12 protein-coding genes are annotated in these 13,421 nt (G+C 75.7%); 6 read left to right on the forward strand and 6 right to left on the reverse strand.

Annotation, left to right across the window (positions count from 1 at the left end):
* Positions 1-64: 64 nt before the first annotated feature.
* Positions 65-817, forward strand: a complete 753-nt coding sequence (locus tag ACI79B_RS07020; protein ID WP_456926810.1) for an SDR family oxidoreductase — start codon at positions 65-67, stop codon at positions 815-817.
* 197 nt (positions 818-1,014) lie between these two features.
* Positions 1,015-1,929 carry a DMT family transporter gene (locus tag ACI79B_RS07025; protein WP_456926811.1) on the forward strand — a complete coding sequence of 305 codons (915 nt, stop codon included), beginning with the start codon at positions 1,015-1,017 and terminating at the stop codon, positions 1,927-1,929.
* On the opposite strand, the gene ACI79B_RS07030 is transcribed toward ACI79B_RS07025, so the two are convergent.
* The 3 genes from ACI79B_RS07030 to ACI79B_RS07040 all read right to left on the reverse strand — a co-directional run bounded on the left by ACI79B_RS07030 (position 1,920) and on the right by ACI79B_RS07040 (position 3,718).
* On the reverse strand, positions 1,920-2,378 hold the full coding sequence (locus ACI79B_RS07030; protein ID WP_456926812.1) for a pyridoxamine 5'-phosphate oxidase family protein: 459 nt from the start codon (positions 2,376-2,378) through the stop codon (positions 1,920-1,922). The genes ACI79B_RS07025 and ACI79B_RS07030 overlap by 10 nt on opposite strands.
* A 40-nt stretch (positions 2,379-2,418) precedes the next feature.
* Positions 2,419-3,240, reverse strand: coding sequence for a DUF998 domain-containing protein (locus ACI79B_RS07035; RefSeq protein WP_456926813.1), 822 nt, complete (start codon positions 3,238-3,240; stop codon positions 2,419-2,421).
* A gap of 64 nt (positions 3,241-3,304) precedes the next feature.
* Complete coding sequence (locus ACI79B_RS07040) at positions 3,305-3,718, reverse strand: hypothetical protein (protein WP_456926814.1); 414 nt, start codon at positions 3,716-3,718, stop codon at positions 3,305-3,307.
* A 33-nt stretch (positions 3,719-3,751) separates the two neighbouring features.
* Between ACI79B_RS07040 and ACI79B_RS07045 the strand changes: the two genes are divergently transcribed.
* The gene (locus ACI79B_RS07045; protein ID WP_456926815.1) at positions 3,752-4,996 is read left to right on the forward strand and encodes an MFS transporter; all 1,245 of its coding nucleotides are present in this window, start codon (positions 3,752-3,754) and stop codon (positions 4,994-4,996) included.
* A gap of 105 nt (positions 4,997-5,101) precedes the next feature.
* Here ACI79B_RS07045 and ACI79B_RS07050 read toward each other — a convergent pair whose 3' ends face one another.
* Positions 5,102-5,302, reverse strand: a complete 201-nt coding sequence (locus ACI79B_RS07050) for a hypothetical protein (protein ID WP_387986958.1) — start codon at positions 5,300-5,302, stop codon at positions 5,102-5,104.
* 70 nt (positions 5,303-5,372) lie between these two features.
* Positions 5,373-5,675, reverse strand: coding sequence for a hypothetical protein (locus ACI79B_RS07055; protein WP_456926816.1), 303 nt, complete (start codon positions 5,673-5,675; stop codon positions 5,373-5,375).
* A gap of 281 nt (positions 5,676-5,956) precedes the next feature.
* Between ACI79B_RS07055 and ACI79B_RS07060 the strand changes: the two genes are divergently transcribed.
* The gene (locus ACI79B_RS07060; protein WP_457000085.1) at positions 5,957-8,518 is read left to right on the forward strand and encodes an ExeM/NucH family extracellular endonuclease; all 2,562 of its coding nucleotides are present in this window, start codon (positions 5,957-5,959) and stop codon (positions 8,516-8,518) included.
* 72 nt (positions 8,519-8,590) lie between these two features.
* Here ACI79B_RS07060 and malQ read toward each other — a convergent pair whose 3' ends face one another.
* Positions 8,591-10,480 (reverse strand): 4-alpha-glucanotransferase, encoded by a 1,890-nt coding sequence (gene malQ, locus ACI79B_RS07065; protein ID WP_456926818.1) that lies wholly within the window; start codon positions 10,478-10,480, stop codon positions 8,591-8,593.
* 144 nt (positions 10,481-10,624) lie between these two features.
* Here malQ and ACI79B_RS07070 point away from each other — a divergent pair, with 144 nt between their 5' ends.
* Complete coding sequence (locus ACI79B_RS07070; protein ID WP_456926819.1) at positions 10,625-11,656, forward strand: TIGR03885 family FMN-dependent LLM class oxidoreductase; 1,032 nt, start codon at positions 10,625-10,627, stop codon at positions 11,654-11,656.
* Positions 11,657-11,721: 65 nt separating this feature from the next.
* Complete coding sequence (locus tag ACI79B_RS07075) at positions 11,722-13,395, forward strand: alpha-amylase family protein (protein ID WP_456926820.1); 1,674 nt, start codon at positions 11,722-11,724, stop codon at positions 13,393-13,395.
* Positions 13,396-13,421 lie beyond the last annotated feature (26 nt).

Genomic DNA, 13,421 nt, shown 5'->3' on the forward strand with positions numbered 1-13,421 from the left:
GTGAGATACGACTGCTGCGGCACGCCGGTGGATCGGGAAGGACCGGTCCGGCCAGACTGCACCCATGGACGTCGTGGTCACCGGAGGTACGGGGAGACTGGGCCGGGTCCTGGTCCCGTCGCTGCAGGCGGCGGGGCACCAGGTGCGGCAGGTGTCGAGGCGGGGGACCGGCCCGGGAGGGGTGCGGGCGGACCTGGCCACCGGCCGGGACCTCCCGGCGGCGGTGCGCGGCGCCGAGGTGGTCGTGCACGCCGCCACCGACCCGCGGGGCAACCCGTGGCAGGTCGACGTCGCCGGCACCCGGCGGCTGGTGCAGGCGCTGGACCGCGACCGGCTGCAGTACCTGGTGTACGTGTCGATCGTCGGCGTGGACCGGGTGCCGTGGAGCTTCTACCGGGCCAAGTTCGCGGCCGAGCAGGTGGTGCTGGCCTCGGGGCTGCCGGTGACGATCGTGCGGATCACCCAGTGGCACGACTTCGTCGACGAGATGCTCGGCACCGCCCGCCGCGGGCCGGTGCTGATCGTGCCGATGGGCTGGAGCGCCGCGCCGGTCGACGTCGGCGAGGCGGCCGGGTTCCTCACCGAGGTCGTCGCCGGGCCGCCGTCCGGCGGGGAGGTCGTCGAGTTCGGCGGGCCCGAGGACCTCTCGGCGGCCGACCTCGCCCGCGCCTGGGTCGCCGCCCGCGAGCCCTCGGTGCGGGTGGTGTCCACCCCGCTGCCGGGGCGGCTGTCGGCCGCGTTCCGCGAGGGCGGCGTGCTGCCGGGCCCGCAGGCGGCGCGCGGGCGGGTCACCTACGCCGAGCACCTCCGCGGCTGACGGAGGGCCCCGCCCCCCACCGTGGAAGGACCCCGTCCTCCCCACCCTTCGCAGGCTCGGGGCGGGACCGGGACGGGGCGGCGGCGGGCCCCTGCGAGGGGGCCGTTCCTGCCGTTCTCCGCAAGCCGACCGCCAGGTCGAGCGCCAGGTCCGGAAACCGCCGGTGCCCTGTCGTCGGCGGCCCCTACGGTCGGCTGGTGCCCGCCCGCCCGGTGTCCCTGCCCGTCCTCGCCGCCGTCGTCGTCACCGTCCTCGCCTGGGCCTCGGCCTTCATCGGCATCCGCGCCGTCGGCGCGGATCTCTCCCCGGGCGCGCTGGCCCTGGGCCGTCTCCTGGTCGGGACGGCGGTGCTCGCGCTGCTGTCGCTCGGCCGCGGGTGGGTCGCCCCCACCCGCCGGGAGTGGGGGCTGCTCGCGGTCTGCGGGGTCGGCTGGTTCGCCGTCTACAACGTCGCCCTCAACGCCGCCGAGCGGCACCTGGACGCCGGGACGACGGCGATGCTGGTCAACATCGGGCCGATCCTGATCGCGGTGCTCGCCGGGGTGTGGCTGCACGAGGGCTTCCCGCGCTGGCTGGTCGCCGGGCTCGCCGTCGCCTTCGCCGGGGTGCTGCTCATCGGGGTGGCCGGCCGGGGGAGCGGCGGTGACCTGCTCGGGGTGCTGCTGTGCCTGGTCGCGGCGGTGACCTACGCCGTCGGCGTGGTGGCGCAGAAGCCGGTGCTGCGCCGGCTGCCGCCGCTGCAGGTGACCGCGACCGCGTGCGCGATCGGGGCGGCGTGCTGCCTGCCGTGGGCCGGCGCGCTGGTGTCCGACCTGGCCGCCGCGCCCGTGTCGTCGGTGCTGGGGATGGTCTACCTGGGCGTCGTCCCGACGGCGCTGGCGTTCAGCACCTGGGCCTACGCGCTGGCCCGCACGGAGGCCGGCCGGCTCGGCGTCACGACGTACCTGGTGCCGCCGCTGGTCGTCGTCCTCGGGTGGGCGCTGCTGGACGAGGTGCCGCCGGCGCTCGCCGTCGCCGGGGGCGCGGTGTGCCTGGCCGGGGTGGCGCTGTCCCGCCGCCGCGGCCGGGTGCGGCAGCCGGAGCCGGTGCTGGAGGCGGCCGCTCAGAGGTAGGCGCGGGGGTCCACCGCGGGCGGCAGCTCGCCGGGGACGATCCGCCGGCCGGTGACCGCCGTGGGGATCAGCCGCACCCAGTGCCCGTGCTCCCCGGGCGCCCACGGCTCGAGGCCCGTGCCCCGCGTGCGCGCGACCAGGTCGGCGCGGTGCTCGGGGCCCACCACCTCGGCGACGCCGCGCACCAGCACGCTCCAGCCGCTGCGGGTGCGCCGGTCGATCTCGTCGACCTCGAAGCTCACGTTGGCGTGCTCCGCGGCGGCCAGCTTCGTGCCGGGGGCGGTGCGGATGACGATCGTGGTGCCGTCCATCGCGTAGTTGACCGGGAAGATCAGCGGGTGGTGCTCGGCGTTCACCCCGAGCCGGCCGATCTCCTGCGTGGCCAGCAGCCGGTGGCACTCCTCGACGGGGATCTCCTGCAGCGTGGGCGCGGTCTCCTCGGCGGTCATGGCCCCATCGTGGCCGCGGCCGGGGACGCCCGCGAGCGGGTCAGCCCTCCCGGCGCCGGCGCGGGCCGGCCCACGGGTCGTCGGGGTCCAGGTCGTCGTCGGCGTCGTCGTGGGCGTCGGCGGGGGTCTCCCGGGTCGCGTCGGCGCGGCGGGCGGCGGCCTCGAGCGCGTCGTCCCGCTCGGCGGCGCGCCGGGCCCGCTCCAGCCGCTCCCGCTCGCGCTCCTGCGCCCGCAGCTGCCGCCGGGTCGGGCGGCCGGTGTCGGGCTCCGCGCGGGTCCGGCTGAGCCACCACAGCCCCGCCCCGGCCAGCGCCAGCCCGATCGGGAGCACGTACGCCGCGGCGCGCTCGGTGCCGCCCTCGCCGAGCAGCTCGACCACCCCGGCGCCGTAGAAGACCGTCATCGCGGTCGTGAACAGGCCGAGCAGCACGACGGTGGTGCCCAGCACCTCGGACCACGGCCGCACGGCGTAGGCCAGCGCGATGAGCCCCAGGCCGCCGCCGACCAGGTACAGCACCGTGCCGGCGGTGTGCAGGGCCGGCGAGGTCAGCCGCGGGAAGACGCCGACCAGCAGCACCCCGAGCGCGGCCACGCCGAGCAGTCCCACCGCCGGGCGCGCCGCCCGCCCGCGCAGCACCGGCAGCAGCGCCACCGCCCCGGCGCCGATCAGCCCGGCCTGCACCACGAACGAGGCGTTCATCAGCGCGTGCGCCGGCTGGGTGGCGTCGCCGAGGGCGCTGATGGTGTCGGCCGAGCGCGAGTACGGCAGCACCGACCGCGCCTGGACGACCGTCTCGACGACGAAGAACTGGAGGGTCAGCAGCCAGGCGACCGCGCCCCAGGTGATCCGCTTGCCGGGCATGCGCCCCATGGTCCCAGCCGGTCCCGCGCCCCACCCCGGCCGCCTTTCGCGCGCGGGAGGCCGGTCAGCCGAGGTGGGCGAGGACGGCGGCGTGCTGCGCGGGCGTCAGGTAGGAGGGGTTGCTGCCGGCGGGCATGCGCAGCACCTCGGCGTCGCGGGCGGCCGGGTCGGCCAGCAGGTCACCGCGCGGCACCGGGGCGGCGAGCAGGGTGAGCCGGACGACGACGACCGGACCGTCCGCGCCCTCGCCGACCTCGCCGGCGAGCTCCCCGGTCGCGTGCACGCCCGGGCGGTCGGGGCCGCTCAGCCACAGCAGGCACGGGTCGCCGGGGCGCATGAGCCCCAGCCGGTAGGAGCGGCGCAGGCAGCGGGAGACCGTCGCCGGCTCCCCGGGACGCCAGCCGGGGACGACGGCCTCGGGCGGCCGGGCCGTCTTGACCACCCAGCAGGCGACGTCGGCGGGCCGGAGGCGGGGCACGGGGCCATCCCACCAGCCGGGCACGATGGGCGCGTGCCGTCCCCGCCCGCCGCCGTACCGGGCGGGGAGGAGCCGCTGCCGCGGGGGCACCGGGCCGGCGACCCCGCGCTGCGCCGCGCGTCGGGAGCGGTGTTCCTCGCCGGCGTCGCCGTGTTCGCCGTCCTCTACGCCCCGCAGGCGCTGCTGCCCGAGCTGACCCGCGCCTTCGCCGTGTCGCCGGCCGCGGCGACGCTGTCGGTCTCGGTGGCGACGGCGGGCCTGGCGCTGGGGCTGCTCGTGCTCGGCCCGCTGTCGGACCGGATCGGCCGCCGGCCGGTGCTGCGGGCGGCGCTGGCGGTCGCGAGCGGGCTGGCGGTGCTGACCGCGGTGGCGCCGGCGTGGGAGGCGCTGCTCGCCCTGCGCGGCCTGCAGGGGTTCGCGCTGGCCGGGCTGCCCGCCGTCGGCGTCGCCTACCTGCGCGAGGAGCTGGACGCGTCGGTGAGCTCGCGGGCGATCGGGCTGTTCGTCGGCGGCACGGCGATCGGCGGGCTCAGCGGCCGGGTGGTCGCGGGGGTGCTGGCCGACGTCGGCGGCTGGCGGACGGCGGTCGGCGGCATCGCCGGGCTCGCGGTGGCCTGCACGGTCGCCGTCTGGGTGCTGCTGCCGGCCTCGCGCCGGTTCGTCGCGGTGCCGCGAGAGACGCCGGTGCTGCACCAGCTCGCCCGCGGCTTCGGCGACCCGGTGCTCCTCGGCCTCTACGGGCTGGCGGCGCTGCTGATGGGCGGGTTCGTGGCGGTCTACAACGCGGGCACGTTCCGGCTGGAGGCGCAGCCGTACGGGCTGTCGCCCGCGCTGGCCGGCCTGGTGTTCCTGACCTACCTGCTGGGGTCGGTGGCCTCCCCGGTGGCCGGCGGCCTGGCCGAGCGGGTGGGGCGGCGGGTGGTGGTCCCGGTGGCGCTGGCGGTGACCGCGGCGGGCCTCGCGCTGACCCTGGCCGCGCCGCTGGCGCTGTTCGTCACGGGCCTGGCGGTGCTGACGGTCGGCTTCTTCGCCGCGCACGGCGTGGCCAGCGGCTGGGTGGCCGCGCGGGCGGCGCTGGGGGAGCGGCCGGTCGGGCAGGCCGCCTCGCTGTACTCGTTCTGGTACTACGTCGGCTCGTCGGTGGGCGGCACGCTGGCCGGCCGGGCCTGGGCGACCGCGGGCTGGCCGGGCGCGGTGGCGGTCGCCGGCACCGGCATCGGCGGGGCGCTGGTGCTGGCCCTGCTGCTCGGGCGCAGCACCGCGCTGGGCCGGGGCTGAGGGGCGGGTGCCCTCCGGCACCCGCCCCTCGACGGGAGGCGTGCTGTGCGGCCCTCCTGCAGGGGCCCGCCCCGAGCGGAGCGAGGGGGGCAGGAGGGTCCTGCCTCAGTCGGTGGCGGAGTGGAACTCCGCGCCGGCCGGGTCGGCGTCGTCGGAGCCGACGGCCTGCCGCTCCTGCTCGGTGCGGTGCTGCAGCCAGTCGTCGTCGGGCCGCGGGTCGGTCTTGCCGTGCTGCTGACGGTCGCGCGGCGCCGACTCCTCGGTGTCCATGACGTCGTCGAGGGTCGGGCGGTCGGGTTCGGTCATCGCAGTGCCTCCGCTGCGTCGTCGTCGATCGGTCACGGAGGCCATAGCCGTCGCGACGGGCGGGAAACCCCTAGCGCTGCTCGAGCGACCCCGCCGGCAGCCACGCCTCGACGAGCACCGGGCCGTGCGGCCCGGGGACGGCGTAGGCGACCCGGCCCTGCCAGCCGCCGGCGGACTGGCGCCACTCGACGAGCAGGCCGGGGACGGTCCCGTCGGCGCCGGGCGGGGTGCGCACCCAGCAGTGCCGGCCCGCCGGTTCCCGTGCCGGCGGCCGCGGGGGGACCTCCGGAGCCGGGGCCGGCGCGACGCCGGAGTCCGCGGCCCGCTCGCCGAGCGACGGCCGTGACCTGCCCCGCTGCATCCCGCCTGCCACCCGCGCAGTCTCGCACGGTGATCGAACACGCGTTCGGACGGCGGCCGTGGGCGCCATGTCGCCGTGTCGGCGTGTCGACTCGGTGACACGCCGACATGTCGGTGATCCGGGTCACACTTTGTGCGGGTAGTCACCTGCTCGTTACGAACCGTTGTTGGAGTGTGCACGGCGGCTGCTTAGCGTCGCTCACGTCCTGGCACCTGCCTGAAGGGTCCTCAGTGCTCTCATCAACCGGCTCCCGGCGCCTGCTCGCGCGGCGGGCGGCACTCGGCGCCGCTGCCGTGGCCGTCGCCGTCACGGGTCTCCCGACCGCCGCGTCGGCCGCGCCCACCACGCCGTTCATCTCCGAGATCCACTACGACAACGCCGGCACCGACACCGGTGAGTTCGTCGAGGTGCAGATCCCGGCCGGTACGAGCACGGCCGGGTTGTCGGTCGTCCTCTACAACGGCAACGGCGGCGCCTCCTACGGCACGCTGACGCTGCCGGCGGTCACCGCGCCCTCGGACGCCCCGGCCGCGGTGGCGGTTGCCGGTCCCGGCAGTGGCATCCAGAACGGCGAGCCGGACGGCGTGGCCCTGGTGCAGAACGGCACCGTCCTGGAGTTCCTCTCGTACGAGGGGACCTTCACGGCCACCAACGGCCCGGCGGCCGGTCGGACGAGCACCCCGATCGGCAGCGAGCCGGACTCCACCCCGGTCGGGCAGTCGCTGTCGCGGACCTTCTCGACGGCGGCCGACCTCGTGGGCACGTGGGCGCTCGGGCCCGCCAGCAGGGGCACGCTCAACGGCAGCGGTACGACGCCGACGCCGCCGGCACCGTCGTTCTCCTGCGAGGTGGCGACTACCCACGAGATCGGCGCCGTCCAGGGCACCGGGGCGAGCACCCCGCTGGGCGGCCAGGCGGTGACCGTGCGGGGTGTCGTCGTCGGCGACGTCCCCGGTCTCGACGGCTTCTACCTGCAGGACGCCGACGGCGACAGGAACGCCGCCACCTCGGACGGCGTGTTCGTCTACAGCCCGGGCACCGCGGTCGACCTCGGGGACACCGTCGCCGTGCGCGGCGCCGTGAGCGAGTTCGGCGGTCAGACGCAGATCACCGCGCGCACGGACGTCGCGGTCTGCGCCGACGGCACCGCCGCGGACCTCCCCGCGGCCGCCCCGCTCGACCTGCCCGCCGACGACGTCGTCCGTGAGCGGCTCGAGGGCATGCGCGTCGCTCCCGTCGACACGCTCACCGTCAGCGAGGTCTTCGACCTGACCAGCTTCGGCGAGCTGACCCTGTCCGAGGGCGGCCTGCTCGTACAGCCGACGGAACTCGCCCGCCCCGGCGCCGAGGCGGAGGCCATCGCGGCCGAGAACGCGATGCGCGGCATCGTCCTCGACGACGGCGTCAGCGCCCGGGTCAGCGTCACCACCCGGCCGTACCTGACGCCGCAGACCCCGGTCCGCGTGGGCGACCAGCTCGCGTTCACCGAGCCGCTGGTCCTCGGCTACGGCTTCGAGCAGTGGCGGCTGCAGCCGGCCGACGGCACCGCCGCCGGTGTCTTCGCGGGGCAGAACACCCGCCCGGCCGCGCCGGACGCGGTCGGCGGCGACGTGCAGGTCGGCGCGTTCAACGTCCTGAACTACTTCCTGACGCTCACCGGCCCCAACGCCCGGGGGGCCGGCAGCCAGCGGGAGTTCGAGCAGCAGGCCGGCAAGATCGTCCCGGCGATCAACGCGCTCGACGCCGACGTCGTGACGCTGATGGAGATCGAGGACACCGACTCCACCGGCCGCGACCCGGGGAACGCCGACGCCGCGCTCGCCGACCTGGTGACCCGCCTCAACGCGCACGCGGGGTACGAGAAGTGGGCCTACGTCCCGCTGCCGGAGGAGCTCTACGACGTCGACCGGGACGTCATCCGCAGCGCGATCATCTACCAGGCCGGCGTCGTCCAGCCGGTGGGGGAGCCCGTCGGCCTGGTCGACGAGGAGGTCTGGGACAACGCCCGCGAGCCGCAGGCGCAGACCTTCGTCAAGGACGGCGACGCCTTCACCGTGGTGACCAACCACTTCAAGTCCAAGGGCTCGGGTGACTCGGCCACGGGCGACAACGCCGACAAGGGCGACGGTCAGGGCGCCTGGAACGGCGACCGGGTCCGCCAGGCCCAGTCGCTCGCCGCGTTCATCGACGAGCTGCGGCAGCGGGACCCCGACGTCATCTCCCTCGGCGACTACAACGCCTACACCCAGGAGGACCCGATCGTGGCCCTCCGGGGCGCCGGGCTGACCGACCTGGGCTCGCGGTTCGACGCCGCGCGGTACAGCTACGTGTTCGACGACCTGTCCGGCTCGCTCGACCACGCCCTGGCCACCGCGTCGCTGACCGCGAAGGTGACCGGTGCGGTGCACTGGAACATCAACTCGGTCGAGTCCTTCGCCTACCAGTACTCCGGCGACGAGGCGCTGTACGCGGCGAACCCCTTCCGCTCCAGCGACCACGACCCGCTGCTGGTCGGGATCGACCTGGACGAGCGCTGCAACGGCCTCGCCCCGACGATCCGCGGCACCTCCGGGGACGACGTCCTGCGCGGCACCAACGGCGTCGACGTGATCATGGGCCTCGGCGGCGAGGACACCATCAGCGGCGGCAACGGCGACGACGTCATCTGCGGCGGCGCCGGCGACGACACGCTGTCCGGCGAGAACGGCGACGACGTGCTGCTCGGCGGCTTCGGCGACGACACGCTCGACGGCGGCAACGGCGACGACACGCTCGTCGGCGGTCCCGACGCGGACGAGGACCTGACCCAGGGCCGCGGCGCCGGCAGCACCGAGCAGGACGGCGCCGAGTCCTGACGACCGGCACCTGAACGCGCGTCCGGCGCGGCACCCCAGCGGGTGCCGCGCCGGACTCGTCTCGCGGGCCGTTCAGTCCCGACGGGTCTCCCCGCCGGCCTGCTCGCCGATCGCGTCCTCCTCGGGGTCGGTCGTCGCGAGGACGCCCGCGGCGAGGGTCTGCGCGACCTCCTGCAGCAGCGGGTGCCCCGGCAGGTCCTCGACGGCCACCGGCAGCGGCAGCGACCAGTTGGGCCGGTCGGTGGTGCCGGGCATGTTGGGCCGGCGCCGCACGGCGAGCGCGTCGTCGAGGGTGGCCGACAGCAGCAGCGACGGCGCCCGCCCGAGCAGCTCGTGCGCCCGCTTCACCGCCGTCTCCGGCTTCGCGTTCCCCCGCAGCCCCGGCAGCCGCTCCAGCAGCGACCGCCGGCCGCGCTCGAGCTCCTCGTCGCTGCCGGTGCCGTGCTCGCGCTGCTCGTCGACGTCGGCCCCGGTCCACAGCCCCGCCACCGTCGGCAGGTCGTGCGTGGTGATCGCGGCCATCGCCTCCTCGGGCCACTCGGCCGGGTCGTCGTCCTCGAACCACAGCAGCCGGTAGCTGAGGATGCCGTGCTCGGCCATGGCCTCCCGGACGCCGTCCTCGACCGTGCCCAGGTCCTCGCCGACGACGACCGCCTGCGCCCGGTGGCTCTCCAGCGCGACGATGTCCAGCAGGTCCTCGGCCGGGTAGCGGACGTAGGCGCCGTCGGCCGCGCTGCCGCCCGAGGGCACCCACCACAGCCGGAACAGGCCCATGACGTGGTCGATCCGCAGGCCGCCGGCGCCGGCCATGGTGGCGCGGATCGACTCGACGAACGGCTCGTAGTCCCACTCCTGCAGCCGCCACGGCACCAGCGGCGGGGAGCCCCAGTCCTGGCCCTGCGCGTTGAACTCGTCCGGCGGCGCCCCGACGGTCGCGCCCTGCGCGAGCACCCCCTGCCAGGTCCAGGCGTCGGCGCCGCCGCCGGCCACGCCGATCGGCAGGTCCTGGACGACCGTCATCCCCTCGGTGGCGCGCTCCAGCTGCAGCGACAGGCACCACTGCAGCCAGGCGTGGAAGGCGACGTCGCGCTCGTGCCCGGCCACGAAGGAGCCGACGGCGCCGCTGCGCGGGTCGCGCAGCTCCTCGGGCCAGGTGTGCCAGTCCGGGCCGTGGACGTCGGCCAGCGCGCACCAGGTGGCCCAGTCCTGCAGCTTCTGCCCCTGGTGCCACCACCAGTCGGGGAAGGCGGGGTCGTCGCGGCCGGTGGCGTCGAACACCCGGCGCAGGACCTCGCGCTTGCGCGCCCAGATCGCGTCGCGGTCGATCAGGTCGCCCTCGGACAGGGCGCGGCCGGCGTCGCCGTCGAGGTCGACGCGGTCGGCGCCGGGGACCTCCTCGACGCGGAGGTAGACGGGGTTGCGGAAGCGGCGGGTGGCCGGCAGGTAGGGGCTGGCCTCCTGCTGCGGGGTCGGGGCGACGGCGTGCAGCGGGTTGATCAGCACGAAGCCCGCGCCCTGGCCGGCGGCCATCTCGCGGACGGCGCGCAGGTCGGCGAGGTCGCCGATGCCCCAGCTGCCGCGGCTGCGGGTGGCGTAGAGCTGCACCGCCCAGCCCCAGGCCCGGTCCTCGGGCAGCCAGCACCGGCCGGGGGACACGATCAGCCGGCGCCGCGGGCCGCCGGGCTCCTGCAGCCAGTGGTAGCCCAGCGGGAAGTCGGCGGGCAGCTCGCCGTCGACGTGCCGGGTGGACCCGTCCTCGAGGGTCACCTCGGCCTCGTCGACCTCCAGGACGTCGCCGGGGCGGGCGACGATGGGCGCCCGGTGCTCGAGGTCCTCCGGCGGCTCGCCGATCACCTCCCGCAGGCGGTCGATGGTGGCCTGGGCGACCTCGTGTTCCTCGTCGAGGGCGTCGAGCCAGGTGGCGTCGATGCCCCAGCGGTCGGTGCTGCTGGTGCGTGTCACCCCCCGATCCTCACGGCGGGCCCGGGTGATCGCAGCGCAGGCGCGGCGTGGCGCCGGTCTCCTCCCGTCCCCGCCCGGCCGGCCGCGGTTCCGGCACCCGGCGGTCCTGTGGCCGCCGACCAGGCGCTGGGGTAGGCACGACCGGTGACCGTGATCGGCTTCCACAACTCGCACGAGCAGGTCCACCCGGCCGAGCTCCTGGCCGCCTCGCAGCACGCCGAGGAGGTCGGGTTCACCGCGGCGATGTGCTCGGACCACCTGACGCCGTGGAACCCGCGGCAGGGGGAGTCGGGCTTCGCGTGGTCGTGGCTGGGTGCCGCGCTGGCCACCACCGGGCTGCCGTTCGGCGCGGTCAACGCCCCCGGCCAGCGCTACCACCCGGTCATCGTCGCCCAGGCGATCGCGACCCTCGGCGCGATGTTCCCCGGCCGGTTCTGGGTGGCGCTGGGGTCGGGCGAGGCCATGAACGAGCACGTCACCGGGCACGTGTGGCCGAACAAGGGCATCCGCGACGCGCGGCTGCGCGAGTGCGTCGACGTCATCCGCGCGCTGCTGGCCGGCGAGGAGGTCAGCCACGACGGGCTGGTCGTCGTCGACCGCGCGCAGATCTGGACGCTGCCCGAGCAGCAGCCCGCGCTCATCGCCCCCGCCGTCACCGCCCGCACCGCCGCCCGGCACGCCGAGTGGGCCGACGGGCTGGTCACCATCAACCAGCCGCACGACGTGCTGCGCGACGTCGTCTCGTCCTACCGGGACGCCGGGGGACAGGGGACGCTGACCATCCAGGTGCACGTGTCCTGGGACCCCGACGAGGACCGCGCGCTGGCCATCGCGCACGACCAGTGGCGCAGCAACGTGTTCGCGCCGCCGCTGTGCTGGGACCTCGACACGACGACGGCCTTCGACCAGGCCAGCGCGCACGTCCGCCCCGAGGACGTGACGACGGCGGTGCGGGTGTCCTCGGACCTCGGGCAGCACGCCGCGTGGATCGCCGAGTACGTGGACCTCGGCTTCGACCAGGTCTACGTGCACCACGTGGGCAAGGAGCAGAAGCCGTTCCTCGACGCGTTCGGCGAGCACGTGCTGCCGCGGCTCGACGTCACCCGGCCCGCGCCGGCCGTCGCGGTCAACCCGCTGCGGCCGCACCAGGAGCCCCAGCCCGCCGTCCTGAAGTAGCCGCGTCCGAAGCGGCCCTGCACCGTCCGGTTGCCCCGCGCGGCCGTGATCGACAGGCTCGCCGGGTGCGGATCACGGACACGGCGGACCTCTGGTGGAAGACGGCGGTCGTGTACTGCCTCGACGTCGAGACGTTCATGGACTGGAACGGCGACGGGTGTGGCGACCTCGCCGGCCTGGCGCAGCGGATCGACCACCTCGCCGACCTCGGCGTCACCTGCCTGTGGCTGATGCCCTTCTACCCGACCGCCGAGCGCGACGACGGCTACGACATCACCGACTTCTACGGCGTCGACCCGCGGCTGGGCACGCACGGCGACCTGGTCGAGGTCATCCGCACCGCCAACGACCGCGGCATCCGGGTGATCGCCGACCTCGTCGTCAACCACACCTCGATCCAGCACCCCTGGTTCCAGCAGGGCCGGCGGAGCCGCGACGCGCCCTTCCACGACTTCTACGTCTGGCGCGACGACGAGCCGCCGGACACCTCCGACCAGGTCGTCTTCCCCGACCAGGAGGACTCGGTCTGGACGCGCAACGAGCCGACGGGGGAGTGGTACCTGCACCGCTTCTACAAGGAGCAGCCCGACCTCGACGTCACCAACCCGCGGGTGCGCGACGAGGTCGCCAAGCTCATGGGCTTCTGGCTGCAGCTGGGGCTGTCGGGCTTCCGCGTGGACGCCGTCCCGTTCTTCCTCGAGACCCACGACGGCGCCGACGCCGAGCACTTCCCCGACCCGCACGAGTACCTGCGCGCGCTGCGCTCGCTGGTCGGCCGGCGCACCGGCAGCGGCGTGCTGCTCGGCGAGGTGAACCTGCCGCACGAGCAGCAGCGGGAGTTCTTCGGCGGCGACGACGGCGACGAGCTGACCATGCTGTTCGACTTCGTCGGCATGCAGGCGATGTACCTGTCGCTGGCCCGCGCCGACGCCGGCCCGCTGGTGCAGGCGCTCACCGGGCGCCCCGAGGTGGACCCCGACAGCCAGTGGGCGACCTTCGTGCGCAACCACGACGAGCTCACCCTCGACAAGCTCTCCGAGGACGAGCGCAAGGAGGTCTTCGCCGCCTTCGGCCCCGAGGAGCGGATGCAGGTCTACGGCCGCGGCCTGCGCCGCCGGCTGCCGCCCATGCTCGACGGCGACCCGCGGCGGGTGCGCATGGTCTACAGCCTGCTGTTCTCGCTGCCCGGCACGCCGGTGCTCTTCTACGGCGAGGAGATCGGCATGGGCGAGGACCTCGACGCCGAGGGCCGGCTGGCCGTCCGGACGCCGATGCAGTGGACCGCCGGGCGCAACGGCGGCTTCTCCACCGCCGACGCCGACCGGCTGCCCGGGTCCGTGGTCACCGGCGGCTTCGCCCCGGAGTTCGTCAACGTCGCCGACCAGCGCCGCGACCCGGACTCGCTGCTGTCGTTCATGAAGCTGCTCATCCGCCGCTACCGCGAGTCGCCCGAGCTGGGCTGGGGCTCGTTCCGGGTGCTCGAGCAGCCGCACCCGGAGGTGCTCGCGCACGTCTGCGAGTGGGACGACGGCACGCTGGTCGCCGTGCACAACCTCGGCCCCGAGCCGCGCGTGGTGCCGCTCGTGCTCGACGGCTGCGACGCCTCGCACCGGCTGGAGGACCTGCTGGTCACCCAGACCACGCCGATCGGCGACGACGGCGCGGTGGAGCTGGCGCTCGAGGGCTACGGGTACCGCTGGCTGCGGGTGGTCGCCGAGGGCAGCCGCCGGCTGCTCTGACGCCCCGTCATCCCGGGACGACGGGG

The sequence above is a fragment of the Geodermatophilus sp. SYSU D00879 genome (assembly GCF_054050375.1).